General features: G+C 70.6%; 13 protein-coding genes. 7 read left to right on the forward strand and 6 right to left on the reverse strand.

Going from position 1 to position 22,176, the window contains the following annotated elements; genetic code table 11:
- The first annotated feature begins 33 nt into the window (after window positions 1-33).
- The gene (locus tag QHF83_RS11720) at window positions 34-3,567 is read left to right on the forward strand and encodes a protein kinase (RefSeq protein WP_282417876.1); all 3,534 of its coding nucleotides are present in this window, start codon (window positions 34-36) and stop codon (window positions 3,565-3,567) included.
- Here the strand turns inward: QHF83_RS11720 and QHF83_RS11725 are convergent.
- The 3 genes from QHF83_RS11725 to QHF83_RS11735 all read right to left on the reverse strand — a co-directional run bounded on the left by QHF83_RS11725 (window position 3,564) and on the right by QHF83_RS11735 (window position 8,192).
- Window positions 3,564-4,919 carry a LysM peptidoglycan-binding domain-containing protein gene (locus tag QHF83_RS11725; RefSeq protein WP_282417877.1) on the reverse strand — a complete coding sequence of 452 codons (1,356 nt, stop codon included), beginning with the start codon at window positions 4,917-4,919 and terminating at the stop codon, window positions 3,564-3,566. The genes QHF83_RS11720 and QHF83_RS11725 overlap by 4 nt on opposite strands.
- A gap of 77 nt (window positions 4,920-4,996) precedes the next feature.
- Entirely contained in the window at window positions 4,997-6,805 is a 1,809-nt protein-coding gene (ftsH, locus tag QHF83_RS11730) for an ATP-dependent zinc metalloprotease FtsH (RefSeq protein ID WP_282417878.1), read from the reverse strand.
- A gap of 211 nt (window positions 6,806-7,016) precedes the next feature.
- Complete coding sequence (locus QHF83_RS11735; RefSeq protein ID WP_282417879.1) at window positions 7,017-8,192, reverse strand: hypothetical protein; 1,176 nt, start codon at window positions 8,190-8,192, stop codon at window positions 7,017-7,019.
- Window positions 8,193-8,269: 77 nt separating this feature from the next.
- Between QHF83_RS11735 and QHF83_RS11740 the strand changes: the two genes are divergently transcribed.
- Together QHF83_RS11740 and QHF83_RS11745 are read left to right on the forward strand one after the other, a co-directional pair.
- On the forward strand, window positions 8,270-12,694 hold the full coding sequence (locus tag QHF83_RS11740) for a serine/threonine-protein kinase (RefSeq protein ID WP_282417880.1): 4,425 nt from the start codon (window positions 8,270-8,272) through the stop codon (window positions 12,692-12,694).
- The gene (locus tag QHF83_RS11745; protein WP_282417881.1) at window positions 12,691-13,965 is read left to right on the forward strand and encodes a patatin-like phospholipase family protein; all 1,275 of its coding nucleotides are present in this window, start codon (window positions 12,691-12,693) and stop codon (window positions 13,963-13,965) included. The genes QHF83_RS11740 and QHF83_RS11745 overlap by 4 nt, the downstream gene beginning before the upstream one ends.
- Here the strand turns inward: QHF83_RS11745 and QHF83_RS11750 are convergent, their stop codons facing one another.
- Window positions 13,966-14,757 (reverse strand): hypothetical protein, encoded by a 792-nt coding sequence (locus QHF83_RS11750; RefSeq protein ID WP_282417882.1) that lies wholly within the window; start codon window positions 14,755-14,757, stop codon window positions 13,966-13,968.
- Window positions 14,758-14,934: 177 nt separating this feature from the next.
- Here QHF83_RS11750 and QHF83_RS11755 point away from each other — a divergent pair, with 177 nt between their 5' ends.
- Window positions 14,935-16,413, forward strand: coding sequence for a metallophosphoesterase (locus QHF83_RS11755; RefSeq protein ID WP_282417883.1), 1,479 nt, complete (start codon window positions 14,935-14,937; stop codon window positions 16,411-16,413).
- Here the strand turns inward: QHF83_RS11755 and QHF83_RS11760 are convergent.
- Window positions 16,410-17,777 (reverse strand): MFS transporter, encoded by a 1,368-nt coding sequence (locus QHF83_RS11760; RefSeq protein WP_282417884.1) that lies wholly within the window; start codon window positions 17,775-17,777, stop codon window positions 16,410-16,412. The two genes, QHF83_RS11755 and QHF83_RS11760, sit on opposite strands and share 4 nt — an antisense overlap.
- Window positions 17,778-17,963: 186 nt before the next feature.
- Here QHF83_RS11760 and QHF83_RS11765 point away from each other — a divergent pair, with 186 nt between their 5' ends.
- The 3 genes from QHF83_RS11765 to QHF83_RS11775 all read left to right on the forward strand — a co-directional run bounded on the left by QHF83_RS11765 (window position 17,964) and on the right by QHF83_RS11775 (window position 21,618).
- Window positions 17,964-19,316 (forward strand): hypothetical protein, encoded by a 1,353-nt coding sequence (locus QHF83_RS11765; protein ID WP_282417885.1) that lies wholly within the window; start codon window positions 17,964-17,966, stop codon window positions 19,314-19,316.
- A gap of 87 nt (window positions 19,317-19,403) precedes the next feature.
- A complete protein-coding gene (locus QHF83_RS11770; protein WP_282417886.1) occupies window positions 19,404-20,477 on the forward strand; it encodes a hypothetical protein in 1,074 nt (357 codons plus the stop codon).
- 127 nt (window positions 20,478-20,604) lie between these two features.
- Window positions 20,605-21,618 carry a diacylglycerol kinase family protein gene (locus QHF83_RS11775; RefSeq protein WP_282417887.1) on the forward strand — a complete coding sequence of 338 codons (1,014 nt, stop codon included), beginning with the start codon at window positions 20,605-20,607 and terminating at the stop codon, window positions 21,616-21,618.
- 3 nt (window positions 21,619-21,621) lie between these two features.
- Here the strand turns inward: QHF83_RS11775 and QHF83_RS11780 are convergent, their stop codons facing one another.
- Window positions 21,622-22,095, reverse strand: a complete 474-nt coding sequence (locus tag QHF83_RS11780) for a hypothetical protein (protein WP_282417888.1) — start codon at window positions 22,093-22,095, stop codon at window positions 21,622-21,624.
- Window positions 22,096-22,176: the final 81 nt, after the last annotated feature.

Consider the following 22,176-nt stretch of genomic DNA (forward strand, 5'->3'; position numbering starts at 1 on the left):
AGCGGCCAGGGGCGCGATATAGTCGCCCGTCCGATGAGCGAGCAAACCGGCACGATCGGCAAGATTCTGGCCGGACGGTACCAGGTTCGGAGGGAGCTCGGGCGTGGCGGCATGGGGGTCGTCTACCTGTGCCGCGATCTCGTGGCCGACGATCGCGTGGCCGTGAAGGTCCTGAGCCGACCGGGGGCGCGGCCACGCGCCGAGGAAGCGTGGTGGTTCCACGAGGAGGCCCGCGCGCTCGCGGCGCTCTCGCACCCGTGCATCGTGCGCGCGCGTGACTTCGGCGCGCTCGCCGACGGCACGCCGTTCCTCGTGATGGATGCCGTGCCGGGCCGCTCGCTGCACGAGTGGCTCTACCTCGCACAAGAGGAAGGCGGTCTGCCGTGGCCGCTCATCTGGAAGATCACCGACGACGTGCTCGCGGCGCTCGCACACGCGCACGCGCGCGGCGTCATCCATGGGGATCTCAAGCCCTCGAACATCCTCGTCGACATCCCGCACGACGACACGGAGCCGCCGACGGTGCACGTGCTCGATCTCGGGCTCGCGTGGCTCATGCAGGATCGCGTCGATCACAGGCTCGACGGCTCGCCCGTCTCGAAGCCGACGATCCGCTGGGGCGCAGGCACGCCGGGGTGGATGGCGCCGGAGCAGATCCGTTACGCCGCGCCGCACGTGGGTCCGTCGACGGACCTCTACTCGCTCGGCTGCGTCCTGTTCACGATGCTCGCGGGCCGCGAGCCGTACGAAGGCACGGACGAGGAGCTGCTCGCGAAGCACAAGAGCTCGCCGCTGCCCGAGGTGCCGCTCCGTCCGGGCATCCCGCCGGACATCGTGCCGCTCGTGCGGCGCCTCATGAACAAGCGACCGTGGCAGCGCTTCGATTTCGCGGCCGACGCGCGCGCGCTCCTCTGGCGCATGCGGCCGCGCGGCGGAGACCCGACGGCGACGCCGAGACCTTCGGCCGCGCCGCCGATGTCCATGCCGCTGCGCGACTCGCCGCTGGTCGTCGAGAGCAACTACCTCGACTCGCAGGTGACCACGACGGGCCTGCTCGGGCTGCGGCCGAGCCCTTTCGTCGCGCGCGCGGCGGAGCGCTCGCGCCTGCTCGACGTGGCGAACCAGATCGCCACGTCGGAGAACCCCGAGCACCGCTTCTTGTTGCTCTCGGGTGAAGCCGGCGTGGGCAAGTCGCGCCTCGCCGAGTGGCTCTGCGAGGAGGTGCACGAGCGCGGGCTGGTGGTGCCGCTGCGCGCGCGGTACCGGAAGATCGCCGCGCCGCTCGACGGTGTGGTCGGCGCGATCGTGCAGCACTACCGGCTCGAGCGCGAAGGGCGCGACGTCGTCGAGAAGGTCCTCCTGAACCAGTGGGAGGTCGCGCCCGACGACGACGAAGGCAAGATGTGGGTCGCCGCGACGGCCGAGTGGATCCGGCCCTCGTCGCAAGGCGACGCGATCGGCCCGACGGGCAAACGCTTCGCGCTCTCCTCCGAGACGCGGTGGCGCGTGATGCAGTACGCGCTGCAGAAGATCGCCAAGAACCGTCCGCTCCTCTTGATGCTCGACGATCTGCATCACGGCTCGCCGACGACGTTCGAGGGGATGGCGCGGCTCCACCGCGAGACGCCAGGCCTCAGGCTGCTCATCGTCGGCACCGTGCGCGACGAGGCGATCATGACGGACCCGGTCGCGCGCGAGTGGGTCGAGTGGCTCTTGCGCGAGCTCGGCGGCGATCGCCTGACGCTCGAGCCGCTCGACCCGACGCAGACGCACGCGCTCCTCCGCGAGACGTTGCCGCTCGACGAGGCGGCCGTGGTCGAGGCCGCGCAACGCAGCAAGGGCAACCCGCTGTTCGCGCTGCAGATCGTCCACGCATGGGCGACGGGCGGGCACATCGAGCTGCGTGACGGGCGGTACGTGGTGCCCGAAGCGAAGCTCGCGATGCGCGCAGCCACGACGGCCGAGCTCTGGGAGGAGCGGCTGCGCGCGATCCCCGAAGATCTCCGGCGCGGCGCGCGCGCGGCGGCGGCGCTCGGCGGCGACATCCGCGAGGACGTGCTGCGGCTCGAGCTCGGGGCGCTCGGCGTGGACGCGGAGCGCGCCGTGGCCGCGATGAAGCGCGCGCAGATCCTGCTCGCGTCCGGCGAAGAGCGCCTGCGATGGCCGCACGCGCTCTTGCAAGAGCACCTGCTCGGGCAGCTCTTCGCGCAGCCCGACGCGGCCGCGGTCCTGCGCGCCGCCGCGAACGCGCTCGCGCATCACCCCGACGCGGGCAGTCGGCGCATCGTGCGTCACCGCGTGATGAACCTCGTCCGCGCCGGCGACGTGAACGTCGCCGCGGAGCTCTTGCACCGCTCGATCGCCGAGTCGTGGGGGCGCAAGCGCGACGTGCAAGCGACGCTGCGCGATCTGTCACTCCTCGACGGTCGGCTCGAAGGTTTGCAGCTCGCGCGGCATCGCAGGTGGCGCGCCGAGGCGCTGCGGCACGCGGGCAGGCTCGAAGACTGCCGGCGCGAGGCCGAAGAGGCCCGCAGGCTCTTCCACGAAGCGGGGGATCCCGAGAGCGAGGCCGCGTGTCTCCGGCTCCTCGGCCACGCCGCGAGTGATCTCGCCGCGCCCGCCGAAGGGCGCAAGCTCGTGGCGAAGGCGCTCGAGATGTTCCGGTCGCTCGGCGACACACACGGGCAAGCACTCTGCGAGGTGATCATCGGGGAAATCGATTTCCTGCTCGGCGATCACCTCGAAGCGGCCCGCATCCTCGAGAGCGCAGGGCCCAAGTTCCAGGCCGTCGGCGATCGCCTCGGCCACGCGCAGTGCCTCGTGCTGCACAGCTTCGTCGAGCAGTCCGGCGGCTCGCCCGAGAAGGCGCGCGCGCTCCTCCGCACGGCGCGCGCCGAGTTCGACGCGATCGGCTATCGCCTCGGCATGGCCCAGTGCGACGTCACGCTCGCGCACTCGGATCATCGCGAAGGTCGGCTCGAAGAAGCGCGACGGGTGGCGCTCCTGTCGCGCCGGAGCTTCCGCGACCTCGGCAACCCGCGCGGCGAAGGCGCGTGCGAGCGTCTGCTCGCGATGACCGCGTTCGACGCAGGTCAGCTCGACATGGCGGACGCGCACGCGCGCGCCGCGACGGCGCTCTTCGATCGGCTCGCCGATCCGTGGGGTCAGGTCGAGATCAAGATCATCGTCGCGCAGATCGCGCTCGAACGTGGACAAGCGGAGGTCGCGCGCGCGGCGCTCGCCGAGTGCGAGGCCACGGGTCTCGCCGAAGCCGAGCCGAAGCAGCACCTCGCGCTCACGCGGGCGTGGCTCGCCTACCACGAGGGCCGGTTCCAGGATGCTGCGCACGAGCTCGATCAGGCGCGCAAGACGTTCCAGGATCCGAGCCGCACCGGTGATCACACGCCCGAGCTCCTGCGCAGGTTCAGCCGCATGGGCTGGCCCGCGCCCGCGAGCGAGACGATCACGGCATGGATGCGCGCGCTCTCCACGCGGAGCCCGCTCTCGACGCCGCCGCCCGCGGAGCAACCCGCCGCGGCACCGCCCTCCGCGAAGCCCAGCAGCTAGACCCAGCCGTCGGGGATCACCGCAGGATCCAGGTCGCGCAGGCCGCGTTCGAGCAGGTCCGCGAGCACGACCGCGGCCTCGGGCGCGCCGGCTGCACGGGCGCGGTTCGAGAACGCTTCAATCTGCGCGAGCGCGTCACGGCGCGAGAGCACGCGGTAGTCGACGGCAGGTAGGCCGAGGCTCCGGTATCCGTCGCGGATCACCGCGGCGTGGTGTGCTGCGAACCGAGGCGCGACGGTCCTGCCGTAGTAGAGCAGGCGAACCGTGTGATCGCGCCGCGCCGAGAGCACGGCGCGTTCGTCCGCGGGAACGTCGGGGTGCGCGAGGAGCGCCTGCAGCGCGTCGTAGTAGTCGCGGAGCTGCCCGGAGTATGGATCGTCCACGACGAGGTCGCCGCTGTCGTAAAGCGCCTGGAGCGGTTCGAAGTATGCGAGGTCGATGCGCAGCGACTCGAGCGGTCGCGCTGCGTTGCCGTCATCGAGACCCGTGACGCGGCTCCAGACGACGACGCTCTCGCCCTTGCGCGTATCTTCCGCGATCGAACGATCGATCGTCTCCGCGCGCCCCCGCGTGGCGCGCTCCCAGAGCGTCTCGTGAATCGTCGCTCCGCTCTCCGCGCCGGGCGCCGATCCTGCGTAGGCCCAGATCGTCGCTACGTGCGGGAAGATCGCCTGCACGCGAAGGAGCGCGTACCGACCGCCCGAGTAACAGCCCGCGACGTGCACGTCCTCGATCGCGCGCGCCGCGCGGGGCATGGCCGTCGCGAGATCGCCGAGCGCGTCGAGCGTGAGCGTGCCGTTCTCGTCGCCCCACACGCCCGCGCCCACGCTGTGCCCGGAGAGCACGAGTCGCGCGGGGATCGAGCGCCCCTTCTCCGCCTCGGCCCAGACCTCGGCGATCCGGCCGAGCTCGTCCCGCGCGTCCGGCGGCGTGCCTTCGAGCACGCGCGCGATCGCCGCGGTCTGATCCGGCGGCAGCGCGAGCGTCCGCGCGAAACCGAGCGCGCCCTCCTCGGTCGAGAGATCGTGCACCACGCCCGCCACGCGCAGTCGATCATCGCCCTCGGGCGAGTCGAGCACGGGCACCACGTCCGCCCCGGTCCTCACGAGCGCGCGGTGCTCGACGACCGCGCCCGGGTTCATCCCGACGAACAGGATGCCGTCGTTCGGCCCGCCCTCCGTGGGGATCTCGAGCTCCCATCCGATCTGCACGAAGCCCGGATTCGTGCGCAGACTCGGGTACGTGGCCGCGTTCGCGTCGACGAGTGCCCCGACCGAGATCTCGAAGCGCGCGGCGATACGCCCGAGGGTATCGCCGCGTCGAACGGTGTAGCGCTGTGAGGGTTGGGGCATGCGGAGAAGGATCTCGCTGCGCGGAGGGCCCGGCAAGCGCCGAGCAACTCCGCATGCCCGAAGGAGGGACGTACGTTTCAGGCGGAAGCCACGAGCTCCGCGGGCGCTGCCTCGGCGTGATCGGCGTGCTTCGCGAAGCACGCGACGATCGCTTCGCCGACGAGCGTGTCCTCTTCGAGCAGGCGCTCGGAGAGGAGGAGGACGCCGTCACGCGTCTCGCGCACGATGCGGCAGGCGCGCTCGAGCTGCTGCTCGACGAGCTTGCGCGCGACCTCGTCGACCCGCGCGTGCAGGTGCTCGCTGTGCGTCACGTGGCCCGGATGATCCGTCACGTTGATCGGCCCGAGCTCACTCATGCCGAGCTCCGCCACCATCTTCCGCGCGAGCGACGAGGCGCGCTGGATGTCGTCCGCCGCCCCCGCTGTCATCGTGCCGAGCACGACCATCTCCGCCGCGCGACCGCCCATGAGCATGCAGATCTGATCCTCGAGGTACTCCTTCGTGTAGAGCAGCCGATCCCGCTCGGGCAGCGCCTGCGTCACGCCGAGCGCTCGGCCGCGCGGGAGGATCGACACCTTGTGCACGGGGTCCGCGTGCTTCGACGCGAGCGCCACCGTCACGTGCCCGGCCTCGTGGATTGCCGTCGCGCGCCGCTCCTCCGCGTCCATCACGAGGCTCTTGCGCTCCTCGCCCATGAGCACGCGATCACGCGCCTTGTCGATGTGCTCGAGGTCCACCTTGTCCGCGCCGCTGCGCGCCGCGAGGATCGCCGCCTCGTTCAAGAGGTTCGCGAGCTCCGCGCCGGAGAAGCCCGGCGTCACCTTCGCCACGTGCGCGAGGTCGATGTCCTCCTTCAGCGCGATCGGCCGCGCGTGCACTTCGAGGATCTCCCGGCGACCACGCAGATCCGGCAGCGGCACCACGACTTGACGGTCGAAGCGGCCGGGGCGGAGGAGCGCCGGATCGAGCACGTCCACGCGGTTCGTCGAGGCCATGACGACGATGCCCGTCGTGTGATCGAAGCCGTCCATCTCGACGAGGAGCTGGTTCAAGGTCTGATCGTGATCGGCGGAGGCCGAGTCCCCGCCGCGCCCGCGCGAGCGGCCGACGGCGTCGATCTCGTCGATGAAGACGATGCAGGGCGAGACGCGGCGCGCCTCGGCGAAGAGGTTGCGAACGCGGGAGGCGCCGACACCGACGAACATCTCCTGAAAGCTCGAACCGGACGCGGAGAGGAACGGGACGCCGGCCTCGGTCGCGACCGCGCGCGCGAGGAGCGTCTTGCCCGTGCCAGGCTCGCCCGTGAGCAGAACACCGCGCGGCGCGCGTCCGCCGAGGCGACCGAAGCGCTCGGGGTTCTTGAGGAACTCCACCGTCTCGGCGAGCGCCTCCTTGACCTCGTCCATGCCGGCGACGTCCGTGAAGCGGACCTTGCCGACGCCGGGCGACTGGCCCTCCGAGAAGTGCGCGCGGCTCTTCCTGCGGTGCATGCCGAGGCCGACGGCGCCGAGCGCGAGCATCACCGCGATCGGCGCGAGCGCCGTCGCCGCGCGCGCGCCCGCCGAGCCCTCGCGCGAGCCGTACTCGACCGCGATGCCCGCGGCGGCGAACTTGTCGACGAGCGCGTGGCGCGCCTCCTCGTCACCGACGATGCCAACGCGAAGAGAACCGTCGGCGCCCCGGATCGAGAAGCGTTCACCCTCCACGCGCACCTCGGTGATCGCCTGCGATCCCGTGATCTGCGTGAGCTCGGTGTAAGAGATCGTCCCCTCGCGCGGTCCTCGCAGCGAGTAGACGAGGGCACCGATCGTCACCGCGATGATCAGAACGACCACCGGACCGACCACACGCCCCAGCCGCTTTTCGAATCTCGAGAGCCATCCCATCGCGTCGCACCTCGTCGCCCGACCCATCCGATCCGGCTCGCAGTCGACCAAAACGGTCGCAACGGCCGGCGGTTTGCAGCCGGGGCGAAGCACGATAGCTGCGAGGAGGTTGTCCGCCAGCGTGGACGATGACGTTTTATGCTCTGATTTCCGAGACTTACAGACTCGGCGAGCGGCCTGTTGCAGGCGTTGTTCCGGGTTTGTCCGGAAGTCAGAACGCGAGGCCGGCGCGAAGACGGAAACCGTTGATGGTCGCGCCATTCGAGCCGCCGAGCGGGCCGCCGAGCGGGACGAGGAATCCGAGCCCCGCGCGCACGGCGAGCGACTTTCCGACGGGGATCGTGCTGTTCACGTCGGGCTCGATCACGAACTGCGCGCCGGAGTAGTCGCTCGTGCCCTTGGTGACCGGCTGCTGGGAGACCGCGAGCCACGCGCGCAGGCCCGGCGAGATCATTCCGTCGAGGAAGTCGTAGAAGAACGACGCGTTCGTCACCCAGTTGTACGCGGGCGAGTGCAGCGTGCCGGCGGCCTCGCTCTCGGGCGCGCCGCCACCCGTCTTGATCATGAGCTCGAACTTCGTGCTCGCCGCGAAGTGCAGCAGGCGCGTGTCGTAAGCGAAGCCGACGCTCGGCGTCGCGCCGAGGCGGTTCGGCGTGTAGGGCGCTTGCTCCTCCCATCCACGCGCGCCGGCGACGGCCTGGTTCAAGAGCGCCTGCGGCCTCGCGCCTGCCGCGTCCTGCTCGGGGAACATGTCGCCCTGCGCGGTGGGCACGGCGATCGCGAGGCTCACGGGCAACGTCATGCGTCGCATCAACTTGAAGCGCGCGTGCACGCTCACCTCGATGTTGCCGAGCACGGACGAGTCGACGGGGTTCTCGATCGGGCCGTCGACGCTGCCCGTCGCGAAGGGCACGCGCGCGCCGATCGCCCACGTCTCGTTCAGTCGCCAGAAGAAGTACGGAACGAACGAGGCGACGGTGACGTCGGTGGGATTCGTATCGCTGAGGACATCGCGGGTCTCACCGAAGCCGATCACCATGTCGACGCCGACTTCGCGCGGCGGGAGCGTGCGGTAGTTCTCGGCCTTCGCCTCCTCCGCCTTCTCATCCTCTTCCCGCTTCTTCGCGCCCGTCTTGCCGGAGGGCGCAAATTTCCCCTCGTCATCCGAGCCGCCGACGCCCCAGTCGCCCTCCTGCGCGGGTGGGAGCGGCGGGGGCTCGGCCGGCGGCGGAGGCGGCGCATCCGGGTCGATCTCCATGTCGGTCCCCTTGCTCGGCGGCGCCTGGGCGAAGGCGAGCGCGGGGACGGCGACGAGCGCGAGGGCGAAGGCGGAGAAGCCGACGGCGAGCTTCCGCTTGCTGCGGGCGAAGGGCGTGGGGCGTAGCATGCTCGATGTCACGGGAGTGGGCCGCGACGCTACCATGCAGCCGAGGCGTCCGTCTCCCGGCGCGCGCAACGATGGCCATGCACCCCGACCAGCTCGCCGACTTCGAGATCCTGCGCCGCCTCGGCGCAGGCGGCATGGCCGAGGTGTTCCTCGCCAAGAAGCGCGGCGCCGAGGGCACGTACAAGCTGCTCGTCGTCAAACGCGTGCTGCCGGCGCACGGCTCGTCGTGGCGGTTCCGCTCGATGTTCGTCGAGGAGGCGCACCTCGCGACGCGCCTGAACCACCCGAACATCGTCCAGGTCTACGAGTTCAGCGACCACGGCGACGACGGGCTGCTCCTCTCGATGGAGTACGTCGAGGGCTTCGACCTCGGCAAGATCATGTCGACGGCGAAGCGCATCGGCGCGCGGATCCCGCCGTTCGTCGCGGCATACATCGTCTCCGAGGCAGCCAAGGGCCTGCACTACGCCCACGAGCGCAAGGACGAGGGCGGCGTGCCGCTCGCCATCGTCCACCGCGACATCTCGCCGCAGAACATTTTGCTCTCGTACGAAGGCGCGGTGAAGATCGCCGACTTCGGCATCGCGACCGCAAACCTCTTCCGCGAGGAGGCCGGGGTGCTGAAGGGCAAATTCGGGTACATGTCGCCCGAGCAGGCCCGCGGCGAGCGCGTCGATCGAAGAGGCGACGTCTACGCGCTCGGCGTCGTGCTGTACGAGATGCTCGCGCTCCGATCGCCGTACGGGAAGCTCGACGACGACGCGCTGCTCGAAGCCGTGAAGACGGGCGCGTTCCAGCCTCCGTCGACGTACGTGAGCGACGTGCCGCCCGAGCTCGAATCCATCGTCCTCAAGGCGATGCGGGGCCCGCGGGAGCACCGCTTCCAGACCGCGCGCGACATGAGCGCCGCGATCATGCGCACGCTGCTGGCGAAGCAGGAGCTCGTCGACTCGGCGTCGATCGAGGCGATGCTGCTCGAGCTGTTCGGCCGCGAGCTCGAGCTGCCGCTCGCGAGCCCGCGCGAGGCTCCGGAGGCCGCGACGCTCGCCGCGGTGCCGCTCGCGCGGACGCCGTCCGACGGGACGAACGGCGAGAAGCCCACGCGTGTCGCCCGCGAGGTCCGGCACGTCGCGGTCGTCACGCTGCGCATCGACGGCACGGTCGATCTCGAGAGCGCGCACGGCAAACAGGCGGCGCGGCGAATGGGCACGTCGATCCGGCAGACGCTCGACGACATCGCGTTCAAGCGCGGCGCGGTGTGGTCGTGGGAGTCGCTGTGGTCGGCGCGTGCCGTCGTCGGCCTCATGGCGAACCCTTCGCGCGCCGCGGCCGACGCCGCGACGCTCGCGATCGACGTGCACGAGGCGCTCGCCGGCGCGAGCGAGGATCTGCCGGCGCCGCTGCGCGCGTCGATCGGCATCGTGCGTGGCATCGCCTCCGGGGAGCGTGATCCGCAAGGCCACCTCGTGCGGCACACGCTGCAAGAGCCTGCGGATCTGCTCGCGGATCGCGTGGGCGCCGCGACGCCGTTCGGCAAGACGTGGGTCGCGGGCGGCGTCTACCGCCTCGTGCGGCGCGACTTCCGCTGGGGCGAGGCGCCGAGCCTCACGCTCGGCGACACGGGCGGCCACCGCGTCCCCGCGCAGATGCGCCTCTACGCGCTCGATCGATTGCTCACGCGCGAGGAGCGTACGGCGGAGCTCGCGCTCGGCCAGAGTGATCTCGTCGGACGCGACGCCGAGAAGGCGGACCTCTACGCCGCGTATCACCGCGCCGTCTCGCCGCCGCTCGGCGGCGTGCCGGGATCGCCGCCTTCCTCGGAGGCGTACTCCTCGCAGGAATCTCCGAGTGGCCCGAAAACGCAGGCGGGAGACGCGACGCCGCTCTCGCGCAGGTCCTTCGGCGAGCTCGTCGCGCGCGTGGTCGTCGGCGAGATGGGCATCGGCAAGACCGCGCTCGTCTCGACGTTCCTCTCGGAGCTCCCGAGTGGCGCGCGCGTGGTGCAAGTCGAGTGCTCGCCCGTGAAGATGGAGCTGCCCCTCGCCACCGTCGCCGACGTCGTGCGCGACGTGACGGGCATGGACCTCGACAACTCGCTCGACGAGGCGCAAGGCGCGCTGCGCGACGTCTTCGGCCCCTTCGCCCGCACCCCGAGCGCGCCGCGCGAGATCCAGCGCCTCGCCGAGCTCGTGACCGGCAAGCACGGCGATCACCAGGAAGAGGACGCGAGCAACTACCGCCACGACCTCGTCGTCCAGGGCATACGCCACCTGCTCGCCGGGCTCGCGCGCAGGCAGCCGATCGTCGTCGTGGTCGACGGCCTGCAGTGGGCCGATCGCGCGAGCCTCGAGCTCTTGAAGGAGCTGCTCCGCAGACCGGATCCGCTCCCGATCCTCGTCGTGCTCGTGACCCGCGCCGACGAGCGCGTGCTGCCGTACGTCGAGGGCCTCGTGCGGATCGAGCTGCGCGGGCTCGAACCCGAAGAACAAGTGCGCCTCGTCGAAGCGCGGCTCGGCGTCCGCGAAGGCGTCGCGGCCGTGTGCAGCGAGCTCGTCCCGCGCGTCGCGGGCAACCCCTTCTTCCTGCTCGAGATGGTCGACGCGTTGCTCGAACGCGGCACGCTGGAGATCGTCGAGCGCGACGAAGGCCTCCACGAGCTCGTGCGGCACGAGCGCCCCGGCGAGCGCAGCGAGGCCCTGCCCTCCACGCTCGAACAGCTCATCGGTGATCGTCTGCGTGAGCTGCCGCTCGCCGAGCACGACGTCGTCGACTGGCTCGCCGTCGCCGGAGGCCCGCTGACGGAGACCGACATCCTCGCGCTCGCGCGCCTCCCCGACGACGAGGCGATCACGCGCCTCTGCGCGCGCGGGCTCTGCGATCGGCGCGCCGGATCGGTCGATTTCCGCATTCCACTCGCGCGAGACGTCGCCTACCTCGCGCTCGACACGGCGAAGCGCTCGCGCATGCACCTCTCGCTCGGCGAGCATCTCTCTCGCACGCCGCTCGCGCGTGGCCTCTCCGCGGCGATCGTCGCACGCCACCTCGCGCGCGGCGAGGCCGCCGTGCCCGCCGCGGAGATGTACCTCGAAGCCGCGGGCGCCGCGCGCGCGACGCATCAGGAGCAGCTCGCGCTCCGCTACTACCTCCGCGCGCTCTCCCTGCTCCCGCCCGAGGATTCGCGCCGCATGAACGCACATGCCGCGCTCGAAGCGATCTACCGGCACCTCGGCCGCCGGAGCGAGCGCCGCAAGCACCTCGAAGCGTTACGCAAGCTCGCGCGGCAGAGCGGCAAGGCGCGCGGCGTCGCGCTCGCCCTCGTCCGCACCGCGCGCCTCGACTGCGATGATGGCCACCTCGCGCGCGGCTTGCCCGTCGCGCAGCGCGCCACCGAGATCGCGCGCCTCGCGCGACAGCCTGCGCTCGAGGTCGAGGCGTACACGATCCTCGCCGAGATCCTCGGCGATCTCGGCGACGTGCAGGGCGCCATCGACGCCTGCGAGCGCGCGCTCGAGGTCACGCACACTGCCAAGCTCCAGCCGCGCCTGCGCGCCGAGGTGCTCCGATCGAAAGGCGTCCTGCTCCGACGCATCGGCCGCGTCGAGGAAGCAGCCGCGGCACACGCCGAGGCCATCGCGGTCTTCCGCGCCGTCGGTGCGCGCCGCAGCGAAGCGCGCGCGAAGAACGCCCTCGCCTACGCCATGTTCGTCATGGAGCGCTTCGAGGACGCGATCGCGCTCGGCCTCTCCTCCATCGGCATCGACCTCGCCATCGGCGGCCGCTTCCAGATCGCCAAGACGCTCAGCAACGTCGGCCAAGCCTACGCGCGCCTCGGCGACACCGAGCGCGGCCTCAGCTACCTCAAGCGCGCGCGCGAGGCGCACGAGCGCTACGCCGATCAGGACTCGCGCGCCGACACGCTCCTCTGCTCCGCGGAGATCCTCATCGAGCTCGGCATCATCTCCGAAGCCGCCACGATGTGCGGCGACGCGGGCGCGCTCGTGGCCGTCACCGGAAGCGCGTACGACACCGTGCACGAGCGCATCGTCCGCGCCCTCCTCGCGCGCGCCGAGCATCGCCCGCAGGAGGCCGTCGTCCACGCGCAGGCCGCGCGCAAGCTCGCCGAGCCGCAAGGTCTTTTGAGCTACCACATTCACGCGACCGCCATCGAAGCCGCCGCGCGCGTCGACGCGGGCGAGCATCACACCGGTGTCCTGCTCGCTCGCACGGCGCTCGGCGCGATCGAAGCCACGAGCTTCTCCGAGTACGGCATCGAGGTCCGCGCGCTCTGCATCGAAGCGCTGCGCAAAGGCAGCTCCAGCGGTGCTCGTGACGCGCTGCTCCGCGCCGCGACGCACGTACGCAAGGTCGCCGGGTACGTCCGAGATGCTCGCCTCCGCGCGCTCTTCTTGCGAAGACCCGTCGTCGAGCGCATTCTGTCCGAGGCAGACGGATCGGACCTTCCTTCTCGGTCGGATCCGCTCAGTCGCGGCGGAATGGCATGAGTTCGAAGACCACGAAGCGAGCGGGTGCGAGCCGACGAAAGGTCGCGTTGATCCTGTCGGGCGGCGGCGCGCGCGGCGCGTACGAGGTCGGCGTCTTGTCGTACGTGCTCGACAATTTCGCCCGCGTGCGCGGCGCGGTCCCGCGCATCGACATCCTCTGCGGCACCTCGGTCGGCGCGATCAACGCGTGTTTCCTCGCTGCGCACCTCGGCGACGCCACGACGGGCATCCGCCGCCTCGCGAACCTCTGGACCGAGCTCGATCTGCCGGACGTGCTCGGCTTCGGCCTTCGCCAGGCCGTGAGCCTCCCGCGCGTGCTCCTCGGCGGCGGCAAGGCGGCGGCCGGCGTCTTCGACGTCACGCCGATGGCCAAGCTCGTCGAGCGCGAGATCCCGTGGCGGGCCATCGCGCGCACGCTGCGCCGCGGCCACCTCGGCGCGCTCAGCGTCTCGGCCACCGAGGTCGCGTCGGGTCGCACGGTCATCTTCATGCAGACCGGCCCCGACGGCGCGCTCCCCACGACGGCGCCGCCGCGCACGCTCATCCGCGGCGCGCACATCGGCCCGCTGCACGCGCTCGCCTCCGCGGCGATCCCCATCTTGTTTCCGCCTGTCCGCATCGGCCGCGAGCTCTTCATGGACGGCGGCGTCCGGCAGAACACGCCCATCGCGCCGGCGATCCGGCTCGGCGCGACGCACGTCTTCGCGATCGGACTCTCGCGCGAGCTCACGGGCCCGAGCACCATGCCCGAGGACGAGAAGCCGCCGGGCGCGGCCTTCCTGCTCGGCAAGATCCTGAACGCGTTCCTCCTCGACCACATCCAGACGGACCTCGAGGTGATGACGCGCTTGAACCACATCATCGAGGACGCGGAGAACACGTTCGGCACCGAGTTCCTGGACAAGGTCAACGTGAGCGCCGAGCGACGCGGCACGATGCCGTACAACCGCATCCACTCGCTCGTGGTGCGCCCGAGCGAGGACATCGGCCGTCTCGCGGCCGAGTACGTGCGTCGCGGCAACATCCATGGCGGCCCGGCGTTCGCGCGGCGCATGCTCACGCTCGTCGACGTCGGCGAGGCGACCGAGGCGGACCTCGCGAGTTACCTGCTCTTCGACGGCGCCTTCGCGCGCAGGCTCATCGACCTCGGCCGCGCCGACGCCGAGGCCCGCAGGCACGACATCGCCGACTTTTTCGGCAGCGCGGCCGAGGACGACGAGCCGCGCCACGCCGAGAACTCGAGCTGGACGATCCCGCCTCCCGTCGAGTGACTACCCCGCGATCGACGCGACCTTCCTGCCCGCGCGGCTCGCGGCGTACGTCGCCGCGCGGATCATCTGGAACGGCCCGACCGGCATGATCCCGCGACCTGCGTGGAACGGCGTGAACGACAGCGCCTCCTGATCCACGAGCGATCGCTCCTCCAGATCGATCAACGCCACCGCTCGCCAGCGCGACATCCGCAGAATCTCCTCCGGCGAACGCAGCCGCACGCCGAGCGCCCCCGTCTGCATGACCTCGAGCCGCAGCACCGCGTTTCCCGCGGCCACGGCCCGCTCGAGCCGCTCACGCCGACTGCCGTGCGTCTCCCTCTGCCGCGACGGCACGAGCCTGAACTTCACGCGACCGAGCCCGAGCACGTAGAACGGCAGGATCGCGTGGTACTCGTTCGCCAGGTAGTCGTGCACGTTCGTGGTGAGCGGCGCGAGCGGCAGCGACCAGATGTGCTGGAATGTCGCGAAGAGCAGGTCCTGATCCCTCGCGGAGACCTCCACCGACGTCGCCGTCGGCGTGCGCCCGCAGAATCGCACCGCGATCCCGAGCGCGTCCGGCAGCTCCTTCTCGTGACGCCACCACGCGCTCGACAGCCGCACGAGCGCGGGCCCCGCGAGCCTCTGCGCGAGCTCTCCCACGGCGCCCTCGCGCACGAGCGGCCGCACGTCCGCCCGGAACAGGACGCCGTCCGGATGGAAGAGCCGCGCACGCCGGAGAAGACTCCCCTCCCCCGTGATCGGGGACAAAACGCCGCCAATCGCCCGCCCCAACGCCTCGGTCACCCGCATCGCTCCCCTCCGTCTCAGTAGAACCTGGGCGTCCGCGCCACCCCTCCGCAAGGCCTTGCGTCGTCCGGAATCCATCTCCAACCGCCGCTGACATTCCCCGTACGTTCCCAATAATTTCGCGTCGTTAGGAGATCCCCTGGCAGGCGTCCACCTCGCCAACGTGCCATCCTTAACGTAATGCATCACACGCTCGTGATTTCCGACATCCACCTCTGCGAAGTGGAGCCGGGGACAGGTCCGTGGATGCGTCATCGGCAGCGAGCTTTCCTGCCGGACGGCGAGATCGCGAGGATGCTGGACGCGGTCCTCCACGCCGTCCGCGGGCAGCGGATGACGCTCGTGCTGAACGGCGACGTCTTCGACTTCGACGCTCCGCGCGTGATCGACGGTCGCAGCGTCTGCCACGATCTCCCGCGCGACGCCGAGCACGGCGTGCCGGCGATCGCGGCGATCCTGGACGATCACCCGATCGTCCTGGAAGCGCTCGGGCGTGTCCTCGACGAGGGACACGACATCGTGCTCGTGTCGGGCAACCACGACGTCCTGCTCACGCTGCCCGAGGTCCGCGCGCACCTCGCGGCGCGCCTCTGCGACGCCGCGTGCGCCTTGCGTGCGCGCGATCGCAGCCCGAGCGCGCGGGCCGCGATCGCGGCGCGGATCCACTTCCGCGCGTGGATGCACGTCACGCCCGATCGTGTCGTCATCGAGCACGGCCACCTCTACGATCCCTACTGCAGCTACCGCTACCCGATGGCCCCGTACGACGACGGCGGGCGCGAGATCGTGGCGACGATGGGCTCGATGGGGACGCGGCTGCTCGTCTCGCGGCTCGGCTACTTCAACCCGCACGACGACAGCTCCGTCATGATGTCGAAGCTCGGCTACCTCCTGCACTGGGCGCGCTACTACCTCTTCTCGCGCCGCTGGCTCGCGCTCATCTGGGCGTTCGGCACCGCGCGGATCCTCGCCCGCCTCTGGCGATCGCGGCGGTCCTTCTGCCGCGCGCGCTACCGCGGCAACGTGATCGCCTGCGCCCGCGAGACGGGCGAGCGCGTCGCGGCCGTCGCGCGCCACACCCGCCTCTTCGAGCCGCCCGCCGAGTCGCGCTTCCTCCGCGTCGTGCGCGAGCTCTGGGTCGATCACGTGTTCGTGATCCTCGTCGGCGCGGCGCTCGGCGCGCTCTTCATCGGCGTCGTGGGCGTGCCGCTCGGGCTCCTCGGCGGCATCGTGCCGCTGCTCCTCTTCGTGCTCTACGACCGCCTCGTCCCCAAGCCTCCGCTCGCCGAGACGTGGCTACGCGTCGGCCGCGTGATGCGGAACGTCGCGAAGATCCACGGCGCCCGCGCCGTCGTCTTCGGCCACACGCACACACCCGAGGGCTCGTGGGAAGGCGACGTGTTCATCGGCAACAGCGGCTCGTGGTCCGCGGCCATGGACGGCCCCGACGGCACCCCGCGCTTTGGCGAGCACCCCTTCGTCTGGCTCACGAGCGGCGATCAGGGCGAGCTCACAGGCGGGCTCTACGCCTGGAAAGACGGCGTGATCCTGCCGCGCGTCGTGCGCGCGCCACAGACCGAAGCGCCTCCGCGCAGCGAGGCCCTCCTGCGCAGCACAGAGGCTCCCGAGATCCGCAGCGACGACGCCCGCGCGGTCTAAGCCGCCACGGCCTTCGCAGGCTCCTCGTCGGCGCGGTTCGTCGGGACGAACATCGACAGGATCACGCCCGGGATCGAGGCTGCGAACGCGAGCAGGAAGAACGTCGTGAACCCGACGCTCTGCGCGAGGTGGCCGCTCACCGACCCCGCGAGCGTCGTCGCCAGCGACATGAGCGCGCTGCCGATCGCGAAGTGCGACGCCCGGTAGGCGCCCTGGCACCGCCGCATGATGAAGACCATGAACGCGGCCGATCCCGCGTAGGCCACGAACTGCTCGACGAGCACCACGGCGGTGATCGCCGCGATCCCCGGCCGCGTCCAGGCGAGCCACGCGTAGAGCGGGATCGCCGCGCTCTGGAGGATCGAGATCGGCTTGAGCGTCCGCTCGAGTCCGAGCCGCGAGACCACCATCCCTCCGAGGATCGAGCCCGCGATCGAGGAGACCGTGCCCCACGTGCCGCTCACGAACCCGCGCTGCGCGAGGTTCAGGCCGAGATCCTTCAGGAAGGGCGTGTGCATCGCGAACATGAGCGCGTCGCCCGCGCGGAACGTCAGGATGAACCCGAGCACGAGCCCGACCTTGGGCTGGCGCAGGAACGTGACGAACGCCTGCAGATACGACGCGTCGGCGTTTCGACCCACGCGCGCCTCGACCTCGGCCTGCGCGGGCGCCGAGGGACGCGGCAAGAACAGCGCGTGCCCCACGCCGAGGAGGAGCATCATCGCGGCCGCCGCGAAGAACGCGTAGCGCCACCCGCCCGCGATCCCCGCGAGCACCACGAGCCCGCCCTTCGCGACCAGCATCGCGGCCCGGAACGCGGCCACGCGCAGCCCCGAGAACGCCGCTTGCCGCTTCTCGGGCAGCGCGTCGAGGTAGAACCCGTCCACCGAGATGTCCTGCGTCGCGGCGAGCACCGACACCGCGATGAGCCCCCACGCCACCACGGGCAGATCCCCGCGATCGGCCGGCATCGCGAGCGCGAGCACCGCGAGCCCGAGCGCGATCTGGGTCGCGACGACCCAGCCGCGCTTCTTGCCGTACATGTCGACGAGCGGGCTCCAGAGGAACTTCGCGTTCCACGCGAAGCCGTAAAACGCCGTGTACCCGATCGCCGTGAGGCTCGCGCCGAACGCCGTGAAGAGCTCCGCGCTCACCTGGTGCACGATCGAGTACGGCAGCCCCTCGCCGAAGTACGTCGTGGCGACCCACGGCGCCGCGCGGAGCGGGCTCTCCGCGGCCTTCTCCTCGGCCTCGCGCCGTGGTGCGTCCGGCGCCGCGTTCTTCGGAGGTGCATAGACCTCTTCGAGGGAAGGGCCCGGAGGGACCGCCTCCGCTGCGGCAGACGCTCGTTCGACGACGGACACGTTACCGAGTCCCCTACACCAGAAAGTTCCGGCGGGCCCACCTTCTGGCCGACGCACCGCGGAAATACGGGGGGCCTCGTCCAGAAGGTAGCGGTTTTCGACCGTCTCGGTTAGACGTGGAGACGACATGTCGAGGCTCTGCCGACGCCGCTCTGGGGCCACGGATTCCGTGATGGGGGAAGCGCGGTGAACGTCTACACCCGACGCGAGGAGATGCGCTGGACGATCATCGCGCTGACCGTGCTCGTGCTCTCGTTCGGAGGCGCGGTCGTGCGGCTCGTCACAGCCGAAGGACGGCTCATCCCCGACCCCGCTGCGATCGCCGCCGCGAAGGCCGCGGACACGAAAGCGCAGCAAGCGAAGGCCTGCCAGACCGCCGCCGATCGGCTGAACACGGAGATCCCCGTGTTCAAGGCCTCCGCGAAGGCCGCGCGCCTCGCCGCGACGGCCACGCCGAGCGCCACGCCGCCGCCCACGAAAGGCAAGAAGCCGCCGCCGCCGAAGGAGAAAGAGCCCGACGTCGATCTCGCGTGGCCCGCGGCGCTCCCTTCCTACAAACAGGTAAAACTGCTCGCGCCGTGTCGCCCGCTCGTCGAGGGCGTGGCCGGCAACAAACCCGAGGCGGCGAAGGGCTGGGACGCGGTCGCGACGGCGGCCGCCGTGACCGTCGGCGAGGACTACAAGTCGCAGGTCGAGGCCGCGCGCAAGCTCCTCGCGGCGCTCGGCGAAGCGCCGGTCGACAAGGTGCTCGAGGTGACCAAGGAGGCCGAGGCGACGCTCCAGAAGGCCGCCGAAGCCGAGCAGGAGAAGGCGAAGACCGCGCAGGTGCGCGAGCCCTTGCCGAAGGGCCTGCTCCCGCGCGAGCTCGCGGTTGGCCTCGGCGTGCTCATCGGTGTGCTCGCGCTCCTCGCGAGCTTCCTCAGCGTGCGCGCGGCCGCCGGGCGGCGCCTCTCGACGCTCCTGCCCCTGCGCGAGGCCGCGAAGACGGGCAACTCCGGCATGCAGGCTGCGGCGCTGCTCACGCTCGCCTCGCAGCACAACGGCGGCGAACCCGGCCTCGTCATCGGCGCCGGCGTTGGCGGACTCATCGCCGCGTTCGTGTTCCCGCTCGACGCCGACATCTTCGTCGCGGGCGTCATGGTCGGCCTCCTCCTCGGCCTCGGCTTCCAGTGGACCGTGCGCATGTTCGAGGGCCTCACGAACTGGCGCAGGCGCGCCACCGAGCTCGCGGACATCGAGAAGCCCGCGGTCCCCATCGTGCTCGTCCTCTCGACGGTCCACCTCGGCCGCGAGCCCGAGTTCTGGGCCTTCTTCAGCAAGCTCTCCGCGCAGGAGCAGGCCGCGACGGTCGCGCAGCTCGCCTCGCAGGCCGAGGAGCAGATCCTCGCCGCCGCCGACGCGGGCGCCGCCCAGCCCTACGCGCAGCAGGCCATGCCCCAGGGGTATCCTGGCGGCGGCTACCCCGGCGGCGGTTTTCCCCCGGGCGGCATGCCCCCGGGCGGCGGTTTTCCTCCTGGCGGCGGCTACCCCGGCCGCTGAGAGCGCCGATCTTTCTTCACGCGCCCGGCCGTCCGCGTCAATAAAGTGGCCTCTCCGCCGTATTCATGCGAGGAGGCAAAGACCCGGATGCGCTTCTTTTCCCTTTCCTCGAAGAGCCTCTACCGCATCGGCGCGCTCGTCTCGCTCGTCGCGGCGAGCTCCCTCCTCGCGTCCCTGCCTGCGTCGGCGGAGGACGCCGCGCCCAAGCCCGAGGCCCAGGAAGCCAAGAAAGAGGCTGACAACAAGCCCGCGGTCCTCGTCGCGCCCAAGGCCGAGCCGGCGGCTGCGGCGGCCCAGAAGGGCGAAGGAAAGCAGGCGAGCGCGCCTGCGAAGAAGCGCCGGGGCGGCATCCACCCCTGCATGACCCCGGACCCGGGCTTCGGGATCTACGACCGCTGGTCGAACGAGCCCACGATCGGCCAGATGATCGCCCCGAAGAAGGGCGGCATCACGAAGAGCGGCGGCTTCGACCTCGTCGTCCACTTCCACGGCCACGAGCCCATCCGCAAGGAGTTCGTCAAGACGGCCAAGGGCTCGGTCCTCGTCGGCATCGACCTCGGCATTGGCTCGGGCGCGTACGCGCAGGGGTTTGCCGCGCCGAGCACCTTCACGCAGCTCCTCGCCAGCGTCGAGGCGGCGATGGCGAAGAAGACGGGCAACCCCAAGGCGCACGTCCGCAAGCTCGCGCTCTCGAGCTGGAGCGCGGGGTACGGCGCCATCGAACAGATCCTCCGCCAGCCGGCGGGCAAGCGCGTCGACGCCGTCGTCCTGCTCGACTCCTTGCACACGGGCTACATCGACGAGCGCTCGAAGGCCCTGAAGACGGGGCAGATCGACGTCTTCGTGGATTACGCCAAGCGCGCCGCGAAGAAGCAGGCGTTCATGTTCCTGAGCCACTCGTCGATCATCCCGCCCGGCTACGCGTCGACGACGGAGGTCGCGAGTTACGTCATCGGCGAGCTCAAGGGCAAGCCCAAGAAGGCCAAGCGCGCGGACGTGCTCGGCCTCGATCTCATCCGCCGCTACGACAAGGGCGATTTCCACGTCCGCGGTTACACCGGCGACGACAAGCCCGATCACTGCGCGCACATCGGACTCATGGCCGATATCGTGCGTGTTCATTTGGAGGCCCGCTGGAAAACTCCGCGCGGGAAGTCGTGATCGAACGCTTCGCACGACGCGCGTAATCGAATCGCCACCTCCGCGAAGGCCATTTCGCAGGCATTTCATTGCGTTTCGCGTCGCGAAGTTCTTGACGTTTCGACGCAATCCCGTAACGGATGATCACATGGGTGGCATTGGCGTCGTTCTGAACCCTCGCTCCCGACAGAACCGTCGCGACCCGGCCGCGGCCTCGCGGCTGGCGCGGACCCTCGGCGATCGAGGCGTCGTTCGCACCGCGCAGACGCGAGAGGACCTCGCTCGAATCGCGGAGGATTTCCGAAAACTCAAGATCGACGTGCTCGGCATCTCCGGCGGAGACGGCACGAATCACATCACCCTGACCGGATTCCTCGAGGTCTACAGCGACGAGCCACTCCCGCCGATCGCGTTCCTGCGCGGCGGCACGATGAACACGGTCGCGAACGCCGTGGGCGTGCCCCGCGGCAAGCCCGACGGCCTGCTCGCCGCGCTGATCGCCCGTTACAACGAGCGCGGAAAAGCCTCGCTCCGGGTGGTCGAGCGCAGCACGATGCGAATCAATGACCATTACGGGTTCATTTTCGGCACGGGCGCGATCCACGGATACATGGCCGAGTACTACCGGCACCCCGAGCCGAACCCCGTCCACGCCGCCAGCACGCTCTACGAGGCCAGCAGGAACGTCCTTCTCGGGCGCAGGACGCCGGTCGCCGAGCGCTGGGAAGGCTCGGTCGAGCTCTCCGGCGGCGTGCGTTTGCCCATGCGCGACTACCTCTGCATCGCCGCGGGCACGGTCGACCAGATTGGCCTCGGTTTCCGGCCTTTCTATCGCTCGGGCCACGTCCCGAACCGCTTCCACATTCTCGGCATCCACACGACCGCGCTCGGGTTCGTCAAGAAGCTCCCGGACATCTGGCAGGCGCGCCCGATGGGCGAGGAGCACACGTACGACCACCTCGCCGAGCACGCGATCCTGGAAGCGCGCTCGGGCGTGGTGCGGTACGTGCTCGACGGCGATCTGCACGAGCAGCACGGGCCGCTCGAGATGCGCGTGGGGCCGCGGGTCCAGATTGTCGTGGAACACAAGGCGGGCATTCGGCCGCCGGGCGGGAGCACGTTCCATTTCCCCCCGCCCTGGATCCAGCCTGGCAATTCGTGACGCTCACGCCTCCGGCATCTCGGAGGCGTCGAGCCGCACCGTGACGAACGTCCCGTAGCTCATCACCGTCAGCGACTCGTGATCGACGATCATCACGCGCACGCAACGCGCGGGCGCGGCGGTGCGGAGATCCTCGTACGGATCGAACGGAGCGTCCTCCGCGGGAGGGAGCGCCGATCGCAGGAAAGCGTGGACTTTGTCGCGGTGCCCGATGAGCACGCACGTGCCCACGGACTCCTCGTCCTGGAAAAACAGCTCGTGCGCGGAGACGTCGACGACGAGCACGGCCACGTCCACGACGTCGATCCCGCTCGTCACGCAGACCTGCTCGATGCGCGAGCAGACCGCGTTTTCCACGCTCCGGAAGAGGGCGATGCGACGGCGTTGCCCCTCCGTCAGCGAGGCTTCGGCGAGGAAATTCGACAGGCTCGCCGGGATCTCCGATTTCGCGGTGTCCTTGTTCTTGGCGTCCCCCATGCTGATACCGCGAGGACCCCGCCTTCGGACGGGCCCGCCGCGCCTCCTCGCAGGGGTTTTATGCACGAGCGTCGCCAACGC

Origin of the sequence: Polyangium sp. 15x6, assembly GCF_029960785.1 — a bacterium.
Taxonomy (GTDB): domain Bacteria; phylum Myxococcota_A; class Polyangia; order Polyangiales; family Polyangiaceae; genus Polyangium.